This window comes from Brevundimonas vesicularis, from assembly GCF_044807075.1.
In the GTDB taxonomy this organism is placed as follows: domain Bacteria; phylum Pseudomonadota; class Alphaproteobacteria; order Caulobacterales; family Caulobacteraceae; genus Brevundimonas; species Brevundimonas vesicularis_G.
Genome location: NZ_CP085234.1, coordinates 225,538 through 241,936, shown reverse-complemented (window position 1 = coordinate 241,936; position 16,399 = coordinate 225,538). Strand labels below are relative to the sequence as shown.

General features: G+C 66.9%; 16 protein-coding genes. 7 read left to right on the top strand and 9 right to left on the bottom strand.

Features of this window, described 5'->3' with window-relative positions:
• Positions 1-249 precede the first annotated feature (249 nt).
• The 5 genes from ffh to LG306_RS01165 all read left to right on the top strand — a co-directional run bounded on the left by ffh (position 250) and on the right by LG306_RS01165 (position 4,184).
• Positions 250-1,785 (top strand): signal recognition particle protein, encoded by a 1,536-nt coding sequence (gene ffh / locus LG306_RS01185; protein WP_404417361.1) that lies wholly within the window; start codon positions 250-252, stop codon positions 1,783-1,785.
• Between the two features lie 24 nt (positions 1,786-1,809).
• The gene (rpsP, locus tag LG306_RS01180; protein WP_404417358.1) at positions 1,810-2,349 is read left to right on the top strand and encodes a 30S ribosomal protein S16; all 540 of its coding nucleotides are present in this window, start codon (positions 1,810-1,812) and stop codon (positions 2,347-2,349) included.
• 69 nt (positions 2,350-2,418) lie between these two features.
• A complete protein-coding gene (rimM, locus tag LG306_RS01175) occupies positions 2,419-2,946 on the top strand; it encodes a ribosome maturation factor RimM (RefSeq protein WP_404417356.1) in 528 nt (175 codons plus the stop codon).
• A gap of 83 nt (positions 2,947-3,029) precedes the next feature.
• Positions 3,030-3,746 (top strand): glutathione S-transferase N-terminal domain-containing protein, encoded by a 717-nt coding sequence (locus LG306_RS01170; protein WP_404417353.1) that lies wholly within the window; start codon positions 3,030-3,032, stop codon positions 3,744-3,746.
• Between the two features lie 51 nt (positions 3,747-3,797).
• Entirely contained in the window at positions 3,798-4,184 is a 387-nt protein-coding gene (locus LG306_RS01165) for a DUF3597 domain-containing protein (protein WP_404417350.1), read from the top strand.
• A 14-nt stretch (positions 4,185-4,198) separates the two neighbouring features.
• Here LG306_RS01165 and LG306_RS01160 read toward each other — a convergent pair whose 3' ends face one another.
• From LG306_RS01160 to LG306_RS01125, 8 genes are all read right to left on the bottom strand, one after another.
• Positions 4,199-5,383: a benzoate/H(+) symporter BenE family transporter gene (locus LG306_RS01160; protein ID WP_404417347.1), complete on the bottom strand. Its 1,185-nt coding sequence runs from the start codon at positions 5,381-5,383 to the stop codon at positions 4,199-4,201.
• 57 nt (positions 5,384-5,440) lie between these two features.
• A complete protein-coding gene (locus tag LG306_RS01155) occupies positions 5,441-6,238 on the bottom strand; it encodes an enoyl-ACP reductase (protein WP_162237597.1) in 798 nt (265 codons plus the stop codon).
• A gap of 101 nt (positions 6,239-6,339) precedes the next feature.
• Positions 6,340-7,218 (bottom strand): UTP--glucose-1-phosphate uridylyltransferase GalU, encoded by an 879-nt coding sequence (galU, locus tag LG306_RS01150; protein ID WP_307508667.1) that lies wholly within the window; start codon positions 7,216-7,218, stop codon positions 6,340-6,342.
• 120 nt (positions 7,219-7,338) lie between these two features.
• Positions 7,339-8,412, bottom strand: coding sequence for a substrate-binding domain-containing protein (locus LG306_RS01145; RefSeq protein WP_404417344.1), 1,074 nt, complete (start codon positions 8,410-8,412; stop codon positions 7,339-7,341).
• A 79-nt stretch (positions 8,413-8,491) separates the two neighbouring features.
• Positions 8,492-9,304, bottom strand: a complete 813-nt coding sequence (phnE, locus tag LG306_RS01140; protein WP_045809538.1) for a phosphonate ABC transporter, permease protein PhnE — start codon at positions 9,302-9,304, stop codon at positions 8,492-8,494.
• Positions 9,301-10,317 carry a phosphate/phosphite/phosphonate ABC transporter substrate-binding protein gene (gene phnD / locus LG306_RS01135; RefSeq protein ID WP_404417340.1) on the bottom strand — a complete coding sequence of 339 codons (1,017 nt, stop codon included), beginning with the start codon at positions 10,315-10,317 and terminating at the stop codon, positions 9,301-9,303. Before phnD ends, phnE begins: the two co-directional genes overlap by 4 nt.
• Positions 10,314-11,123: a phosphonate ABC transporter ATP-binding protein gene (gene phnC / locus LG306_RS01130; RefSeq protein WP_404417337.1), complete on the bottom strand. Its 810-nt coding sequence runs from the start codon at positions 11,121-11,123 to the stop codon at positions 10,314-10,316. The genes phnD and phnC overlap by 4 nt, the downstream gene beginning before the upstream one ends.
• A 106-nt stretch (positions 11,124-11,229) precedes the next feature.
• Positions 11,230-12,459: a DUF2254 domain-containing protein gene (locus LG306_RS01125; RefSeq protein ID WP_404417334.1), complete on the bottom strand. Its 1,230-nt coding sequence runs from the start codon at positions 12,457-12,459 to the stop codon at positions 11,230-11,232.
• A gap of 229 nt (positions 12,460-12,688) precedes the next feature.
• On the opposite strand from LG306_RS01125, the gene LG306_RS01120 reads away from it, so the two are divergent.
• Both LG306_RS01120 and LG306_RS01115 read left to right on the top strand, forming a co-directional pair.
• The gene (locus tag LG306_RS01120; protein ID WP_039245976.1) at positions 12,689-13,954 is read left to right on the top strand and encodes a type III PLP-dependent enzyme; all 1,266 of its coding nucleotides are present in this window, start codon (positions 12,689-12,691) and stop codon (positions 13,952-13,954) included.
• A gap of 213 nt (positions 13,955-14,167) precedes the next feature.
• Entirely contained in the window at positions 14,168-15,223 is a 1,056-nt protein-coding gene (locus LG306_RS01115; protein ID WP_404417331.1) for a deoxyhypusine synthase, read from the top strand.
• Between the two features lie 61 nt (positions 15,224-15,284).
• On the opposite strand, the gene LG306_RS01110 is transcribed toward LG306_RS01115, so the two are convergent.
• Positions 15,285-16,394, bottom strand: coding sequence for a CobW family GTP-binding protein (locus tag LG306_RS01110; RefSeq protein ID WP_404417328.1), 1,110 nt, complete (start codon positions 16,392-16,394; stop codon positions 15,285-15,287).
• Between the last annotated feature and the right edge of the window lie 5 nt (positions 16,395-16,399).

The window sequence follows — 16,399 nt, the reverse complement described above, 5'->3', positions numbered from 1 at the left end:
GTAAGGTTTTTCCGCCATAAGCCGCCGCTTCCGACGCAAGTGAACCTGCGTCTCCACCGGGACGACAGCTTTTTTGTCGTGCTAACGCGCTCCGCGCTACTTGAGCACAGCCCATTCGGGCTCAAGTAGGCCGCAAGGCCGATAGCCCGCAAAAGAGAACGAGCCCGGCGAGAACCCTCCGCCGACGTGATCGTCGCCGGGGGCCGTTGTCGTATGGAGCCGTTTCACCTGCGCCACACGAGGTAGTGAATGTTCGAGGCTCTGAACGAGCGGCTGACAGGCGTCTTCGACCGGATCACCGGGCGCGGCGCCCTGTCCGAAAAGGATGTCGCCGAGGCGATGCGCGAAGTGCGCGTGGCCCTGCTCGAGGCCGACGTCGCCCTGCCGGTCGTCAAGGAATTCATCGCCTTCGCCACCGAGCGCGCGACGGGCGAAGAGGTCATCCGTTCGGTCAAGCCGGCCGATCAGGTGGTCAAGATCGTCTATGACGGCCTGATCGAGATGCTGGGCGGCGAAGAGCCGGTTCCGCTGAACACCAACGCCAATCCGCCCGCCGTGGTGCTGATGGCTGGCCTGCAAGGCTCGGGCAAGACCACGACCTCGGCCAAGCTGGCGCTGCGCCTGACCAAGTTCGATCGCAAGAAGGTCATGATGGCCTCGCTGGACACGCGTCGTCCGGCCGCGATGGAACAGCTGGCGACGCTCGGCAAGCAGATCGAGGTCGCCACCCTGCCGATCGTAGCGGGCGAAAGCGCGGTCCAGATCACGCGCCGGGCGCTGCAATCGGCCAAGCTGCAGGGCTTCGACGTCCTGATCCTCGACACCGCCGGCCGCATCACCCTGGACGAAGGGCTGATGAACGAGGTGGCCGAGGTCGCCGACATCGCCAAGCCCGTCGAGACCCTGCTGGTCGCCGACAGCCTGACCGGCCAGGACGCGGTGCGCACCGCCAAGGCCTTCCACGAGCGCCTGCCCCTGACCGGCCTGGTCTTGACCCGCGCCGACGGCGACGGTCGCGGCGGCGCCATGCTGTCGATGCGCGCCGTCACCGGCCTGCCGATCAAATATCTGGGCGCCGGCGAAAAGGTCGATGCGCTCGACGTGTTCGACGCGCGCCGCGTCGCCGGCCGCATCCTGGGGCAGGGCGATATCGTCGCCCTGGTCGAAAAGGCCAGCCAAGATCTGGACCAGGCCAAGGCCGAGAAGATGGCCCGCAAACTGGCCAAGGGTCAGTTCGATCTGGACGACCTGGCCGGTCAGCTTCAGCAGATGAAGCGGATGGGCGGGCTTCAGGGCATCATGGGCATGCTGCCCGGCGTGGCCAAGATGAAGGGTCAGATGGCCGAAAGCGGCATCGACGACCGCATGATCCTGCGTCAGGAAGCGATCATCTCCTCGATGACCAAGGCCGAGCGCAAGAAGCCCGACCTGCTGAACGCCTCGCGCAAGAAGCGCATCGCCGCCGGAGCCGGCGTCGATGTGCAGGACGTGAACCGGGTTCTGAAACAGCACCGCCAGATGGCCGATGTGGTCAAGTCGATGGCGCGCGGCGGACCCAAGAAGATGCAGCAGATGGCCGCCATGCTGGGCGGCCTCGGCGGCGGCAGCATGCCCGGCATGGGCGGCGGCCCCGACATGGCCCGCCTCAAGGCGCTGGGCGGCGGCAAGATGGCCGAACCCTCCGCCGACGATCTGAAAGCCATCCAGGACCGGCTCGCCGGACTGGGCGGCGGACAACTTCCGGGAGGCCTTCCGGGCTTACCGGGCTTCCCTCCCAAGAAATAACGACTTCCTAGAAAGAGACCTGAAATGCTGAAGATTCGTCTGGCCCGCGGCGGCGCCAAGAAGCGCCCCTACTACCACATCGTCATCGCCGACTCGCACTCGCCGCGCGACGGCAAGTTCATCGAGAAGGTCGGCAGCTACAACCCGATGCTTCCCAAGGACGGCGCCACCCCGCGCGTCGCCCTGAAGGTCGAGCGCATCGCCGAATGGCTTGGCAAGGGCGCCCAGCCGACCGACCGCGTCGCCCGCTTCCTGTCGCAGGACGAGACCCTGGGCCAGAAGGTCAAGTGGACGCAGTCGAACAACCCGAACAAGGGCGCTCCGGGCAAGAAGGCGCAAGAGCGCGCCGCCGAGCGCGCCCAGCGCGAAGCCGACCGCCTGGAAGCCGAAGCCGCCGCCAAGGCCGAGGCCGCCGAAGCCGCCGCCGCCGCCAAGGCCGAAGCCGAAGCTGCTGCGGCCGCCCCGGCTGCCGAAGAAGCGCCCGCCGAAGAGGCTCCGGCTAATGAAGCCGCCGCCGAGGAAGCCCCGGCTGCTGAAGCCGCTGACGAAAAGGCCGAAGGCTAAGCCTTTCGGTTTGACGATGATCAGGGCGGCGTCTTTCGACGCCGCCTTTTTCATGGGTTAAGAACACGCATGACCACGGACAGCAGATTGATCCTCGTCGGCCAGGTCGGCGGCGGCTTCGGCGTGCGGGGCGAGGTGCGGGTGACCGCCTTCACCGCCGATCCCCTGGCCCTGACCGCCTATGGCCCTCTTCTGCGCGCCGATGGGACCGTGGCTCTGACCCTGACCTCGACGCGGCCCGACAAGAACGGCGTCGTCGGCCGGGCCAAGGAGATCACGACCAAGGAACAGGCCGACGCCCTGCGCGGCCTGAAGCTGCACGTCCCCCGCGACCGGTTCCCCGAGCCGGATGAAGACGAGTTCTACCTCGCCGACCTCTTGGGCGTTCAGGTCCGCGACACGGCGGGCGCGGTTATGGGCACGGTGAAATCGGTCCAGAACTTCGGCGCCGACGACATGCTGGAGATCGCGCCCGCCGCCGGCGGCCCGACCTGGTATCTGCCCTTCACCAAGGAAGCGACACCGGAACTGCACCTGGCCGACGGCTGGCTATTGGCCGTGCCGCCGACCGAGGTGGGCGAGCGCGAGCCGGACTGAAGCCCCGTCACCGCTCCCGTCGGTGTTGCGGATCGCCTGGACGGCCCCGACATAGGCCTATCGCAATAGCCGAGGCCGAAACCATGACCGACCTGTCCGCCTTCCCAATAACGCAACGCTGGCCGGCCCAGCATCCCGACCGCATTCAGCTGTATTCCCTGCCGACGCCCAACGGGGTGAAGGTCTCGATCATGCTGGAGGAGGTCGGCCTGGCCTATGAGCCGCACCTGATCGACATCACCAAGAACGAGACCTGGGGGCCGGAGTTTTTGTCTCTGAACCCCAACGGCAAGATCCCGGCCATCCTCGATCCGAACGGCCCGAACGGACAGCCGCTGGCCTTGTTCGAATCCGGCGCCATCCTGATCTATCTGGCGGAAAAGACCGGCAAACTGCTCTCGACCGATCCGGCGACCCGCTACGAGACGATCCAGTGGGTCATGTTCCAGATGGGCGCGATCGGCCCGATGTTCGGCCAGCTGGGCTTCTTCCACCGCTTCGCCGGCAGGGAGTATGAGGACAAACGCCCGCGCGACCGCTACGTCGCCGAAAGCCGCCGCCTGCTGGGCGTGCTGGAGACGCGGCTGGCCAACGAAGGCGAAGAACCCCGCGACTGGCTTGTCGGCGACTATTCCATCGCCGATGTCGCCACCCTGGGCTGGGTCCGCAACCTGATCGGCTTCTACGAAGCGGGCGAGATCGTCGGCTTCGCCGACTTCCCGCGCGTCGCCGCCTGGCTGGAGCGCGGTTTGGCCCGCCCCGCAGTCCAGCGCGGCCTAGCGATTCCGGCGCGTCACTGAACCGTCGCCGCCCACGGGCATTATCTGACAGCATCAACTGGAGCGCGACCTATGGGTATCTTCTCTTCGATCTGGAACAAGATCACGGGCCACAAGCCCAAGGCGGCCCCGCAGCCGACCCCGGCACCCAGCGCCCAACCCGCGCCCGGCGCCGCCCCGACCGCCACGCCTGCTCTTCCACCCGTGGACGTCGAGGCGGTCCTCAGCGATCTGGCGGCGTCGAAGGGCGGCGGCGGCAACTGGCGGACCTCGATCGTCGATCTGCTGAAGCTGCTGGACCTGGATTCCAGCCTGGCCGCCCGAAAGGAACTGGCCGAGGAGCTGAACGTCCACGCTGGCGAGCATGGCTCGGCCGAACAAAACATCGCCCTGTCCAAGGCCGTCTGGAAGAAGCTGGCCGACAACGGCGGCCAAGTCCCGGCCTCGCTGCGCGACTAGCCCCCTCCGCTGGATCAGGCCGACGGTCTGATCCAGCGCATCGCGGCCAGAGCGGCAAAACCCACGACCAGACCCCAGAAGGCCGATCCGACGCCGAACAGGGTCAGGCTCGAAGCCGTCGCCGCAAACCTCAGCACGGCCGCCTCGCGCGATCCGATCTCCGCCATCATGGTCTGCAGCGCGCCGGTCAGCGGCGCGATCAGCGCCAGACCCGTCACCGCCGCCAGCACGGCCGGCGGCATGGCGATGAACAGCCCGGCCAGCGGCGCGGCGAACAGAGCCACGACCAGGTAAAGACCGCCGTAGATGACGCCCACGATCCACCGCCTGGCCACATCGGGGTGCGCGTCCGGCCCGGTGCAGATCGCCGCCGTGATCGCCGCTAGATTGACCCCGTGCCCGCCGACCGGCGCGATCATCAGGCTGGCCACGCCGGTCGACAGGATCAGTCGGTTGGCGGGCGGCGGATAGCGGGCGCTCTGCAGGACCACCAGCCCGGGCAGATTCTGAGCCGCCAGCGTCACCAGAAACAAAGGAAAGCCCAGGCTGACCGACGCCTTCCAGTCGAAGACGGGCGCGACCGGCTCCAGATGGCCGAACAGTCCGGTCCCGGCCGGCAGGGCCAACTGCCCCCGCATCGCCAGGACCGCAAGAGTCGCCGCCAGCACGGCGGGCAAGGCCCAGGTCGGCCATAGCCGTTTGAAGATCAGGAACACCACGATCAGCGCGACGACCAAGGCCGTCTCGTCCGGCGCCACCTTGAACAGTCTCAGCGCGAAGGGCAGCAGCACCCCCGCCAGCATGGCCGAGGCGATGGCCGCCGGTATCCGCGCCGCCAGCCGCCCCAACACCGGGATCAGGCCGGTCAGGATCATCAGCAGGGCGGCGAAGACGAAGGCGCCGATGGCCGTCGGCCAGGACAGGCCCAGGGTCGAGGCCGCCAGCAGGGCCGCCCCCGGCGTGGACCAGGCCAGCACCACGGGGATCTTCAGCCGCCAGCTCAGCACCGCGCCGGGCAAGCCGATGCCGAGGCACAGGGCCGTCACCATCGACCCGATCTGGCCCGCGTCCGCACCCAGGGCCTGACCGGCCTGAACGACCAAGGCGACCGTCCCGCCAAACCCGATCACCGTCGCCACCGCGGCGGACGAAAAGGCCGAAGCGGGCAGGGCGCGCATGGAAAAGGCCGGAGCAGTCATGCCCCGGCCTTAAACCGTCGTCTCGGATGGCGGAAGGCTGGGATCAGCCCTCCTTAATCAGCCTTCGATGTCTTCCGGCAGGCCCACGGCGTGGAAGCCGGCATCGACGTGGACGACTTCGCCCGTGGTCGAACGGCCCAGGTCCGAACACAGCCACAGGGCCGCGCCCGCGACGCCCTCCATCGAGGTCTCTTCCTTGATCAGGGAGAACTGCGCCGACTTGGAGTGCAGGCCGCGCCCGCCCGAGATGCCGGCCAGCGACAGGGTGCGCATGGCCCCGGCCGAGATGGCGTTGACGCGGATGTTCTTGGGACCCAGGTCGCGCGCGATGTAGCGGGTCGCGGCTTCCAGCGCGGCCTTGGCCACGCCCATGGTGTTGTAGTTCGGAATGACCCGCTCGGACCCCAGATAGGTCAGGGTGATCAGGCTGCCGCCGTTCGGCATCAGCTTGGCCGCGCGACGCGAGACGTCCACGAAGCTGAAGGCCGAGATGTTCATGGCCAGAAGGAAGCTGTCGCGCGTGGTGTTGTCCACGAAGCTGCCCTTCAACTCATCCTTGTTGGCGAAGGCCACCGAATGGACGACGAAGTCGATCGTGCCGAAGGTCTTTTCCAGCTCGGCGAAGGCCGCATCCATCGAGGCGTCGTCGGTGACGTCGGCCGGGATCAGCAGCTTGGCGCCGACGCTTTCGGCCAGCGGGCGCACGCGGCGCTCCAGGCTCTCGCCCAGATAGGTGAAGGCCAGCTCGGCGCCCTGGGCGGCCAACTGCGAGGCGATTCCCCAGGCGATGGAGCTGGAGTTGGCCACGCCCATGATCAGGCCCTTCTTGCCCTTCATGAGGTCGCCGGTCGGCATGTCCCAGCCTTCGGAAGTCGCCATGGTTCGTCTCCTGATGATTTGCGCGGAGGGTTAGCAGGGGCGGGCGTAAACCGGAACCCCCGCCGCCTTCCCTGGCGTCAGAGCAGGCCCGCGATCGCTTGGCGCGCCGCGTCGCCCAGATCGGGGCGTTTCAGGGCCAGGGCGACGTTGGCGCGCAGCAGGCCGATCTTGTCGCCGCAGTCGTGTGTGACGCCCGCATATTCGACGGCGGTGAAGCTCTGGTCCGCCATCAGTCGCGCCATGGCGTCGGTCAGTTGAATCTCGCCGCCAGCGCCCTTTTCCTGCGTCGCCAACAGGTCGAAGATTTCCGGCTGCAGGATGTAACGGCCCGAGATCGACAGGTTGGACGGCGCGGTCCCGGCGGCGGGCTTTTCGACCATGCCCTTCATGACGATGCGCGAACCGTCGCGGCTGACCGGATCGACGATGCCGTATTTGTGGGTCTGATCCTCGGGGACGGATTCCACGCCGATGATGTTGCCGCCGGTTTCGGCATAGACCTCGGCCAACTGCTTCAGGGCGCCGGGCTGAGAATCCACGATGACGTCGGGCAGAATGACGGCGAAGGGCTCGTGGCCGATGATGTCGCGTGCGCACCAGACGGCGTGGCCCAGACCCTTGGGCTGCATCTGGCGGGTGAAGCTCATCTCCCCGGCCGAGGCCAGTTCGGCGTTCATCATCTCCAGGATGTCGGTCTTGCCCTTGGCCTGAAGCTGGGCTTCCAGTTCGATCTGGTGATCGAAATAGTCCTCGATGGCGCCCTTGGAGCGGCCGGTGACGAAGACGATGTGCTCGATCCCAGCTTCGCGCGCCTCTTCGACGATGTAGGACAGGATCGGCCGGTCGACGACGTTCAGCAGTTCCTTGGGGGTCGTCTTGGTGCCGGGCAGGACCCGGGTGCCGAGGCCCGCGACGGGCAGTACGGCCTTGCGCAGGCGCGCGGGCGTGGTGGTCATCAAATCATCCTGACAGCTATCCCGCCCCTTCTACGGCCTCGTGCGCTTCAGTTGAAGCGCTTCGCGCTTCAACGGGGCGAACCGGTGAAAGAAGGGGCGGAACGGCGGTCGGGTTCCGCCTTATTTGGCGGGGCGGGCCATCGGCGTCATGGCGGCGATGGTCGCGCGCTGGGCCAGCAGTTGGTCTTCCGGCAGCGGGATCAGGCCGCGGTCGGCCAGATAGCCGCCCTTGCCGGCGGCGCCTTCCGACAGGAACTCCTGCACGAACTGCTGCAGGCCCGGAATGACGCCGATGTGGGCCTTCTTCACATAGATGTAGAGGCTGCGCGACAGCGGGTATTCACCGCTGGCGATGGTGTCGGCGGTGGGGGCGACGCCGTCGATGGTCTCGGCCTTCACCGTGTCCAGGTTCTGCTCCAGGAACGAATAGCCGAACACGCCCAGCGAACCCGGCGTGCGGGTCAGGGTCTGGACGATGGCGTTGTCGTTCTCGCCGGAATCGATCCAGGCGCCGTCCTCGCGCAGGGTGTGGGCGATGGCTTCGAACCGGTCCTTGTCGTCTTCGATCGCCTTGACCGCCGGCACCAGCTTGGCGCCGGGCGTCATGCCCAGCTCCAGGAAGGCGTCGCGCGTGCCCGAGGTGGGCGGCGGGCCATAGACCTGGATGCGCTGGTTCGGCAGGCCGGCGTTGACCTGATTCCAGGTCTTGGCCGGATTGGCGACGAACTGACCGTTGGCGCCCGGCACTTCCTTGGCCAGGCCCTCGTACAGGTCGTTCAGTTCGAAGTTGAAGCCGTTGCCGTTACGAGCCGTGGCGATGACGATGCCGTCGAAGCCGATCTTGATCTCGACGATGTCGGTGACGCCGTTCTTGGCGCACAGGTCGAACTCAGACTGCTTCATCTGACGCGAGGCGTTGGCGATGTCCGGGGTGGTCGGGCCGACGCCCTGGCAGAAGGCCTGGATGCCGCCGCCGGTGCCCAGCGATTCGACGCGCGGCGCCGCGCCGCCCGAACCGCGCGCGAAGGTCTCGGCGACCCGCGTGGCGAAGGGGAAGACGGTCGAGGAACCGGCCGCCCAGATGCCGGAGCGCGCGCCGGAGGCGGAGCCGCCCCCGCCCCCGCCGTTGTCGCCACAGGCCGCCAGGGCCAGAAGGGCGGCGGCCGAAGCCGCCAGTTTCAGTGTGCGGATCATCCAAGGCTCTCCCTGAGCATCGATTTCGCGATGCTTAGAGCAGAGGATTATGACAGTCCCGCGAAGGGGACCGCCGCCGCTACAGCAGGCGGCGGCGCATCACCTGCGACAGGGTGTCGATCAGGGTCACGGCGACCACGACGACGATCACGATGGCTGAGACGGCGCGGAAATCGAAGGCGTTCATGCTGTCGAACAGCACCTGGCCGATGCCGCCCGCGCCGATCAGACCCAGCACGGTCGCGGACCGGCTGTTGGATTCAAAGCGGTACAGGGCGAACGAGGTCCACAGCGGCGCGACCTGAGGCAGGACGCCCCAGACGATCTCGTGCAGCTTGCCGGCGCCGGTGGCGCGCACGCCCTCGACCGGACCCTTGTCGATCGACTCGACCGCTTCCGAGAACAGTTTGGCCAGAACCCCGGCCGTATTCAGGGTGATGGCCAGAACACCCGCCAGAGGCCCGAGGCCCACGGCGGTGACGAACAGCAGGCCGATCACCAGATCCGGCACCGAACGCAGCAGGTTCATGATCCAGCGCACCGGCGTCACGACCCAGACGGGCGCGATGTTGCGCGCCGCCGCCAGACCCAGCGGAATGCCCAGGATCACGGCCAGGAAGGTGCCCCACAGGGCGATCTGCACCGTCTCCCACATCTTGGCGACGAACATCTTCCAGTCGCTGAAGTCGGGACGCAGCAGGTCGTGGACGAACAGCTGGGTGCTGTCGTTGCCGGCGAACAGCCGCGAGATGTTGCCCAGATCGACGGCGTCGATGCTGTACAGCAGGACGGCGGCCACGCCGCCCCAGACCAGGACGTCGGCGACCCAGGCGAGGGCAGACTTCTTGGGCGCAGCCGGAATCGCGACGGCGGGAGACGCGACTGCGGTCAAGGCCGGACCTCACGCAGGCTGCGCAGGCGTTGAAGCTCGCGCTCGGCGGCGGCGGCGCCGGCCGTATCGCCCTTGGCGCGGGCCTCGCCCAGCTTCTGGTCGGCGATCATTTCGCGGATCGGGTCCAGATAGCTGTCGTCGGCGGCGGTGAAACGGGAATACTCCAGGTCCGCCAGAACCTTGCGCTGCCGCTCGGCCTCGGCGCCTTCGCCCTGGCCATAGGTCAGGAAGAAGCTGCGGATCTTTTCCTTCAGCGCCGGATCCAGATCCTCGCGCACGACGATGCCGCTTTCGGGGATCGGCGGCGAGGTCCAGATTTCCTCGATCTGGCCGGCCAACTGCGGGTTTTCCTTGCGCATGAAGATTGTGTTCACGCTGTTGGAGGTCGCCACGTCGATCACGCCGGTCGCCACGCCGAAGGCGTTGGCCTGGTGATTGGCCGAGCGCACGGTCTTGAAGCACTGGCTGGGGACCACGCCGCGCGGATTGAACAGGAAGGTCAACGGGGCCAGGGTGCCCGACGTCGACTGGGCGTCGCCGATGCCGAAGTTGTACGTCTTGCCGCACGCCATGACCTGATCCAGCGTGATGCCCGACCCCTTCTTGACGATCAGGGTGGACTGATAGCTGTCCAGACCCTCGCGGTTGACGGTGCGGGCGATGACTTCGGCCTTGGCGCGGTCGATGGCCTCGACCTCAGGCTTGGCCGAGAACCAGCCCACCTGGGTGTGGTTGCCGCGCATGGCTTCGACCAGGACGGTGTAGTTCGAGCCGAAATAGGGCTTCACCGGCACGCCGATGGCCTTGGACATGTCGTCCAGCAGCGGCTGCCACAGCGGGCCGGCGGAGGCTTGGCCTTCGGCGGACAGGATCGAGAAGGTGATCTCGGTCGGCGCGCCGACCGCGGCCTTCTTGTCCTCGCCGCCGCCGCAGGCCGCCAGGCCCAGGATCATGACGGCGGCGCCGGCCGCAGCGATTAGACGGCGGGTGGGGGAAATGCGCGACAGGCTCATGCCTTGGTCTCCCAGAACGCGTCCTCGAACTCGGGACCGTAGATTTCGATCAGGCGCTTTTGGTCCAGCGCCGTGGACGGGCCGTCATAGACGATCTTGCCGCCTTGCAGGGCGATGACGCGGTCGCAGTAGCGGATGGCGTAGTCGACCTGGTGCAGGGTGACGATCACCCCCAAGCCGTCGCGCTTGTTCAGCTCGACCAGCAGTTCCATCACCTTGCGGGCGGACACCGGGTCCAGCGAGGCGACGGGTTCGTCGGCCAGAATGGCATTGGCGCCCTGCACGATGGCGCGGGCGATGGCGCCGCGCTGTTGCTGGCCGCCGGACAGGGTGTTGGCGCGCTGGGCGGCGTAGTCGCTGACGCCGACGCGGTGCAGGGCCGCCATGGCCTTGTCCTTGTCCGCTTGGGGCCACAGGCCCAGCAGGCCCTTCCAGCCGGGCAGACGCCCCAGCGCGCCCAGCATGACGTTGGAGAACAGGCTCAGCCGCCCGACCAGATTGAACTGCTGGAAGATCATGCCCAGCTTGCCGCGCGCCTTGCGCACGGCGCCGGTGACCCGGCCGTCCTTCTGCACGGTCTCGCCGAACACCTGGATGGTGCCGGAGCCCGCGTCGATCGACTGCAGGCCGGTGATGGAGCGGAGCAGGGTGGACTTGCCCGAACCGGACGGACCGATCAGGGCGACCATTTCGCCGGAGGCCACGGAAATCGAGACGCCGTCCAGCGCCTTTCGCGATCCGAAGGTCTTCGACACGTCACGCGCCAGGACTAGCCCAGGGGCGGCGGCGGCTGCGGATGAACTCATGAACTCGCTAGGAGGCTATGGCGAAGGGGCGCCGCAATAAGCTGAAATCACGCTCGGGCAAGCCCTAATCGCACGTCGGGCGCAATCTCGTCCAGACCCGAGCCGTTCAGGAGCGTTCCGCCGCACCCCTCACCCGGGCGTAGTCCGCCGGAATCGGCATGGCGGCGCGCGACCGCTCCAGCGCCTGATCGGCGATGATCTGCACCGGCGCGGTCAGGGAGGGGATCGAGGCGAGTGTTCTCAGGCCCTTTTGCAGCCTCATGGCGACCGCGACGTCGCCAGCGCCATAGCGGGCGACCGGGCCGAACACGTCGTCGAGCAGATCAGCGTGCGAGATGCCAGGCACCATCAAACGATCGCGCGAGACGCCGCCCTCGTGTTCGTCACGCTCGCCGGCCCAGATATCCAGAAGCCTCACGCCCGTCGACACTACCTGAATGGCCGTTCCGGGATCGTTGACGCCAGGCGACAGGGCCTTGGCTGCGATCTCGCCCAGAACGATCAGGCCGAAGCGGGGGTCTTGATCATAGGAGCGCGAGTCTCCGATCGCGAAGGCGGAGCAGAAGGCGTCCTGGGCTTCTTTGTCGCAGGCCGGCAGGCTGATCCGGGCGAGGACCTCGCCGCGTCGCACGAAGGCGCCGGGCGCGGCGACCACCTCGACCTGGCAGTCCCGTTTCTCGGCCATGGACTGCAGGCGATCGGGATCGACGTTCTGGACATAGCCGGTTTCCGGCGCCGTCACGTCCGCGCCGGTCTCAAGATGGCCTTCGCGCCCGCCCATAAACGGATTGTCGCGCCGCTGTTCCAGCGCCTCGCGGGCCCGGGCCTCGACCAGATCGATCATGTGACCGACCCGCGCCAGGCTGGACAGACGGTTGATCCAGGCCAGCAGGCGAAACGCCACCAGACCCACCATGACGAGGCTGACGAGGAACAGGATCGCCCGGCCGTTCTGGCCGTAATAATGGGCGTTGATCGCGGTGACGGCGACGATGGCGTAGAGAAAGGCTCCAACGAAGGTCGCCAGCGACTTCTGGGTCTCGTCATCGCTGGTGACCAGGGCCGCGACGCGCGGACTGGCCGCCGACGACACGGACGTATAGGCCGTGACCATGGCGCCCACCGAAAAGGTCGCCACGCCCAGCAGGCTGGACGCCAGAATCGTCAGGATCGATTCCACAGACTCGCCGCCCAGACGCTCGGCCATCTCCTGCGGCACCCAGGGGGCCAGGGCGGCGGCCAGCAAGGCTGCGGCGACGCCCGCGACGGCATAGGCCGTGGCGCGCACCCACAGCTGACGCCGCATCTTGCGCCAAAAGAACAGCCATCGATTCATGAAACCCTCCGACCATCGCAACGGCATAGAAAGGTCAAGGTTGCCGCTAGATCGTGTCGTGGAGGGCGCAGACCGGATTTGTGACAGCCAAACGTAGGCCCCGCCACGAAAAAACCTCTTTACATGACAGTCGCGCGTCCCCATATCGCGCTCTCCGGCGGACCCCGTAGGTCCTGTCTGCGCCGCTAACGCCGGTCTGGGTTTAACAATTAGCAGGGGGTTACGTGAATTGCGCACGTATCAGCTTCCCCTGGACCTGGTCCGTGAGCGGTCCCCTGAACGTCCCGTCGCCCTCGTGCGGCCGCGTTCGGTTTCCGTAGCGGCGCGCTGGTTCCAGGATAATCTAAAGGCCGACGTCTTCTACGCTGTGAAGGCCAACCCTTCGCGCTGGGTCGTCGAAACCCTGATCGAGGCCGGCGTTCGCGGGTTCGACGTGGCGTCCATCGCCGAGATCGAGCTGGTTCGCTCGGTCAGCCATGACGTGCGCCTGGCCTTCATGCATCCGGTCAAGAGCCGCTCTGCGATCACCAAGGCCTATTTCGATCACGGCGTGCGCACCTTCTCGCTCGATTGCATCGACGAGCTGAACAAGATCCTCGACGCCACCGGCGGCGCGGACGACCTGAACCTGATCGTGCGCATGGCCGTCTCGGCCGACGGCGCCGCCTATACGCTGTCGGGCAAGTTCGGCGTGTCGTCGGATCAGGCGCCGGCCCTGCTGATGGCGACGCGCCAGGCGGTCAAGGACGGCCTGATGGGCGTTTCCTTCCACGTCGGCAGCCAGTGCATGCGCCCGACCGCCTATCAGGCCGCCATGGCCCAGGTCGGCCGGTCGATCAGCCGTGCGGGCGTGATCGTCGATATCGTCGATGTCGGCGGCGGCTTCCCGTCCGTCTATCCGGGCATGGTCCCGCCGGACATGAGCGAATACGCCGACGCCATCCATCGCGGCTTCAACGAGATGCCGGTGTCGGAAACGACCGAGCTGTGGTGCGAGCCCGGCCGGGCGCTGGTCGCCGAAAGCTCGTCGATCCTGGCCCGCGTCGATCTGCGCAAGGGCGACGCCCTTTATCTGAACGACGGCTCCTACGGCTCGCTGTTCGACGCGACCCACTCGCGCTGGCCCTTCCCGACCAAGCTGGTGCGGGACGGCGAAAGCGCGGGCGAGCTGAAGGCCTTCCAGTTCTACGGCCCGACCTGCGATTCCATCGACCATATGCCGGGGCCCTTCTGGCTGCCGGCCGATGTGCGCGAGGGCGACTTCATCGAGATCGGCATGCTGGGCGCTTACGGCGTGGCCATGTCGACGGGCTTCAACGGCTATGGCGAACACGACATCGCCGCAGTCGAGGACGCCCCGATGGCCTCGCTGTACGGCCTGGCTCCACGTTCCATCCCCACCGTGCGCACCACGGCGGAAGAGAACGCCCGCAAGGTCGTGCGCCTGTCACGCCCCAAGGGTAAGGCCGGTCAGCGCAAGTCGCGCCGGAAGTAGGACGCCCGCACCTGTAACCGTCATCCTCGGGCTCGACCCGAGGATCGGCCCCTCTGCGTCTTCCTTGCGAGGAACGCGCGGCGGAACGTCCGACCCTCGGATCAAGTCCGAGGGTGACGGCCGAAGGTCGGGCGTCTATCGGTCCTGTCGGTCGCTCCGTCCCGGCACGTCTGCTTGTTCGACGGGCGCTCAAATCACAGGGAAACCGCCGAAATGAACGCTCCTGTTCAATCGAACACCAAGGCCCAACTGCTGCAGAATGTCGTCGAGCACGTCGACATCACCAGCTTCGACGCGCGCCCGATCATCGACTCGATGCGCAAGATGTCCTTCTCGTCGCGCGACACCGCCCGCGCTGCGGACATCTTCTCGATGGCCATCGAGGACAAGGACTGCTCGCCCTGGCTGATCCTGGCCGGTTCGACCTCGGCCGGCGGCTGCATGCACGTTTACCGCGATATGGTGAAGTTCGGCATGGTCGACGCCGTGGTCGCCACCGGCGCCTCGATCGTCGACATGGATTTCTTCGAGGCCCTGGGCTTCAAACACTATCAGGCGGCCGGCGAGGTGGACGACAACGTCCTGCGCGACAACTACATCGACCGGATCTACGACACCTATATCGACGAGGAAGAGCTCCAGGCCTGCGACCACACCATCCTGGAGATCGCCAACCGGCTGGAGCCGCGCGGCTATTCCAGCCGCGAGTTCATCTGGGAGATGGGCAAGTGGCTGAGTGAGGGCAATGCGAAAAAGCCCGGCTCGCTGATCCAGACCGCCTATGAAGAAGGCGTGCCGATCTTCTGCCCGGCCTTCGTCGATAGCTCGGCCGGCTTCGGTCTGGTGAAACACCAGAAGGAACGCGCCGCCGCCGGCCTGCCCTATCTGATGCTGGACGCCATCGCCGACTTCCGCGAACTGACCGACATCAAGATCGCCGCCGGCGTCACCGGCCTGTTCATGGTCGGCGGCGGGGTGCCCAAGAACTTCGCCCAGGACACGGTCGTCTGCGCCGAAATTCTCGGCGTCGAGGCTGAGATGCACCGCTATGCGGTCCAGATCACCGTCGCCGACGTGCGCGACGGCGCCTGCTCGTCCTCGACGCTGAAAGAGGCGGCCTCCTGGGGCAAGGTTCAGACCACCCACGAACAGATGGTCTTCGCCGAGGCCACCACGGTCGTCCCCCTGATCGGCTCCGACGCCTACCATCGCGGCGCCTGGAAGGCCCGCGACAAGCGCCGCTGGAACAAGCTGTTCGGGAAGGGCTGAACAAAGAAAAAGGCCGGTGGATTGCTCCGCCGGCCTTTTGTCTGTCAGTCCATTTTTGAGATCAGGCGGCGCAGGCCTCGAAGCCGGCCTTCAGCGCGGCCTCGTCCAGATCGCGGCCGATGAAGACGGCGCGGCTCCAGCGGCGCTCTGCGGCGCCCCATTCGCGTTGCAGGTCTCCCTCAAGGATCATGTGCACGGCTTGGAAGACCAGGCGGCGGTTCTCGCCCTTCACGTCGATGATGCCCTTGGCGCGCAGGATGTTCTGACCCTGCTCGCCCAGCAGCCGGTCCAGCCAGGCCGTAAACTTGGCCCCGTCCAGCGGCCGATCCAGCGACAGGGAGATGCCCTTGATGTCGTCCTGGTGGGCGTGCCCCCTGACTCCGTGAGAATGCGCCCCGTGGCCGTGATCATGCGCATGGTCGTGGTGATCATGACCGCAGTGTTCGTCGTGGACATGGCCGTCCGCGCCGTGCGGCGGGTTCACGAAGTCCGGCTTGACCTCGAGAATGCGGTCCAGATCGAAAGCCCCGAGGCCCAGCACCTGATCCAGCGGCACGTTCGACCGCTCGGCTCGCACGATGGGGGCCAGAGGGTTCAGCGCCCGTAGACGCGCCTCGACCGCGTCCAGTTCGTCGGCGGTCGCCAGATCGACCTTGTTCAGGATGATCCGGTCGGCGAAGGCGACCTGCTCGCGCGCCTCTTTGGAGTCGTCCAGACGCGCCATCACATGTTTGGCGTCGACCAGGGTCGTGACGCTGTCCAACTGCGTCTTGGCCTTGACGTCCTCGTCCACGAAAAAGGTCTGGGCCACCGGACCGGGATCGGCCAGGCCCGTCGTCTCCACGATGATGGCGTCGAAGGCCGGCTTGCCGGGACGCTGGCGCTTCATCAGGCCGGCGACCACGCGGATCAGGTCGCCCCGCACCGTGCAGCAGACGCAGCCGTTGTTCATTTCGAACACGTCCTCGTCGGCGCCGACCACCAGGTCGTTATCGATGCCGATCTCGCCGAACTCGTTGACGATGACGGCGTAGCGCTTGCCGTGATCCTCGGTCAGGATCCGGTTCAGCAGCGTCGTCTTGCCCGCGCCGAGATAGCCGGTCAGGACGGTGACGGGGATCTTGCCATTCGTGGCGGCGGTCGAGGTTGGGGCGGCGAGGGTGTCGGTCATAGGCC

Bases quoted from the DNA above. Each gene is read 5' to 3' on its own strand.
- rpsP (WP_404417358.1), top strand. From the start codon at position 1,810: ATGCTGAAGATTCGTCTGGCCCGCGGCGGCGCCAAGAAGCGCCCCTAC.
- LG306_RS01115 (WP_404417331.1), top strand. From the start codon at position 14,168: ATGAACGCTCCTGTTCAATCGAACACCAAGGCCCAACTGCTGCAGAAT.
- galU (WP_307508667.1), bottom strand. From the start codon at position 7,218: ATGACCACCACGCCCGCGCGCCTGCGCAAGGCCGTACTGCCCGTCGCG.
- phnD (WP_404417340.1), bottom strand. From the start codon at position 10,317: ATGAGCCTGTCGCGCATTTCCCCCACCCGCCGTCTAATCGCTGCGGCC.
- LG306_RS01125 (WP_404417334.1), bottom strand. From the start codon at position 12,459: ATGAATCGATGGCTGTTCTTTTGGCGCAAGATGCGGCGTCAGCTGTGG.
- phnC (WP_404417337.1), bottom strand. From the start codon at position 11,123: ATGAGTTCATCCGCAGCCGCCGCCGCCCCTGGGCTAGTCCTGGCGCGT.
- LG306_RS01160 (WP_404417347.1), bottom strand. From the start codon at position 5,383: ATGACTGCTCCGGCCTTTTCCATGCGCGCCCTGCCCGCTTCGGCCTTT.
- rimM (WP_404417356.1), top strand. From the start codon at position 2,419: ATGACCACGGACAGCAGATTGATCCTCGTCGGCCAGGTCGGCGGCGGC.
- LG306_RS01165 (WP_404417350.1), top strand. From the start codon at position 3,798: ATGGGTATCTTCTCTTCGATCTGGAACAAGATCACGGGCCACAAGCCC.
- LG306_RS01110 (WP_404417328.1), bottom strand. From the start codon at position 16,394: ATGACCGACACCCTCGCCGCCCCAACCTCGACCGCCGCCACGAATGGC.
- LG306_RS01145 (WP_404417344.1), bottom strand. From the start codon at position 8,412: ATGATCCGCACACTGAAACTGGCGGCTTCGGCCGCCGCCCTTCTGGCC.
- LG306_RS01155 (WP_162237597.1), bottom strand. From the start codon at position 6,238: ATGCCGACCGGCGACCTCATGAAGGGCAAGAAGGGCCTGATCATGGGC.
- LG306_RS01170 (WP_404417353.1), top strand. From the start codon at position 3,030: ATGACCGACCTGTCCGCCTTCCCAATAACGCAACGCTGGCCGGCCCAG.
- ffh (WP_404417361.1), top strand. From the start codon at position 250: ATGTTCGAGGCTCTGAACGAGCGGCTGACAGGCGTCTTCGACCGGATC.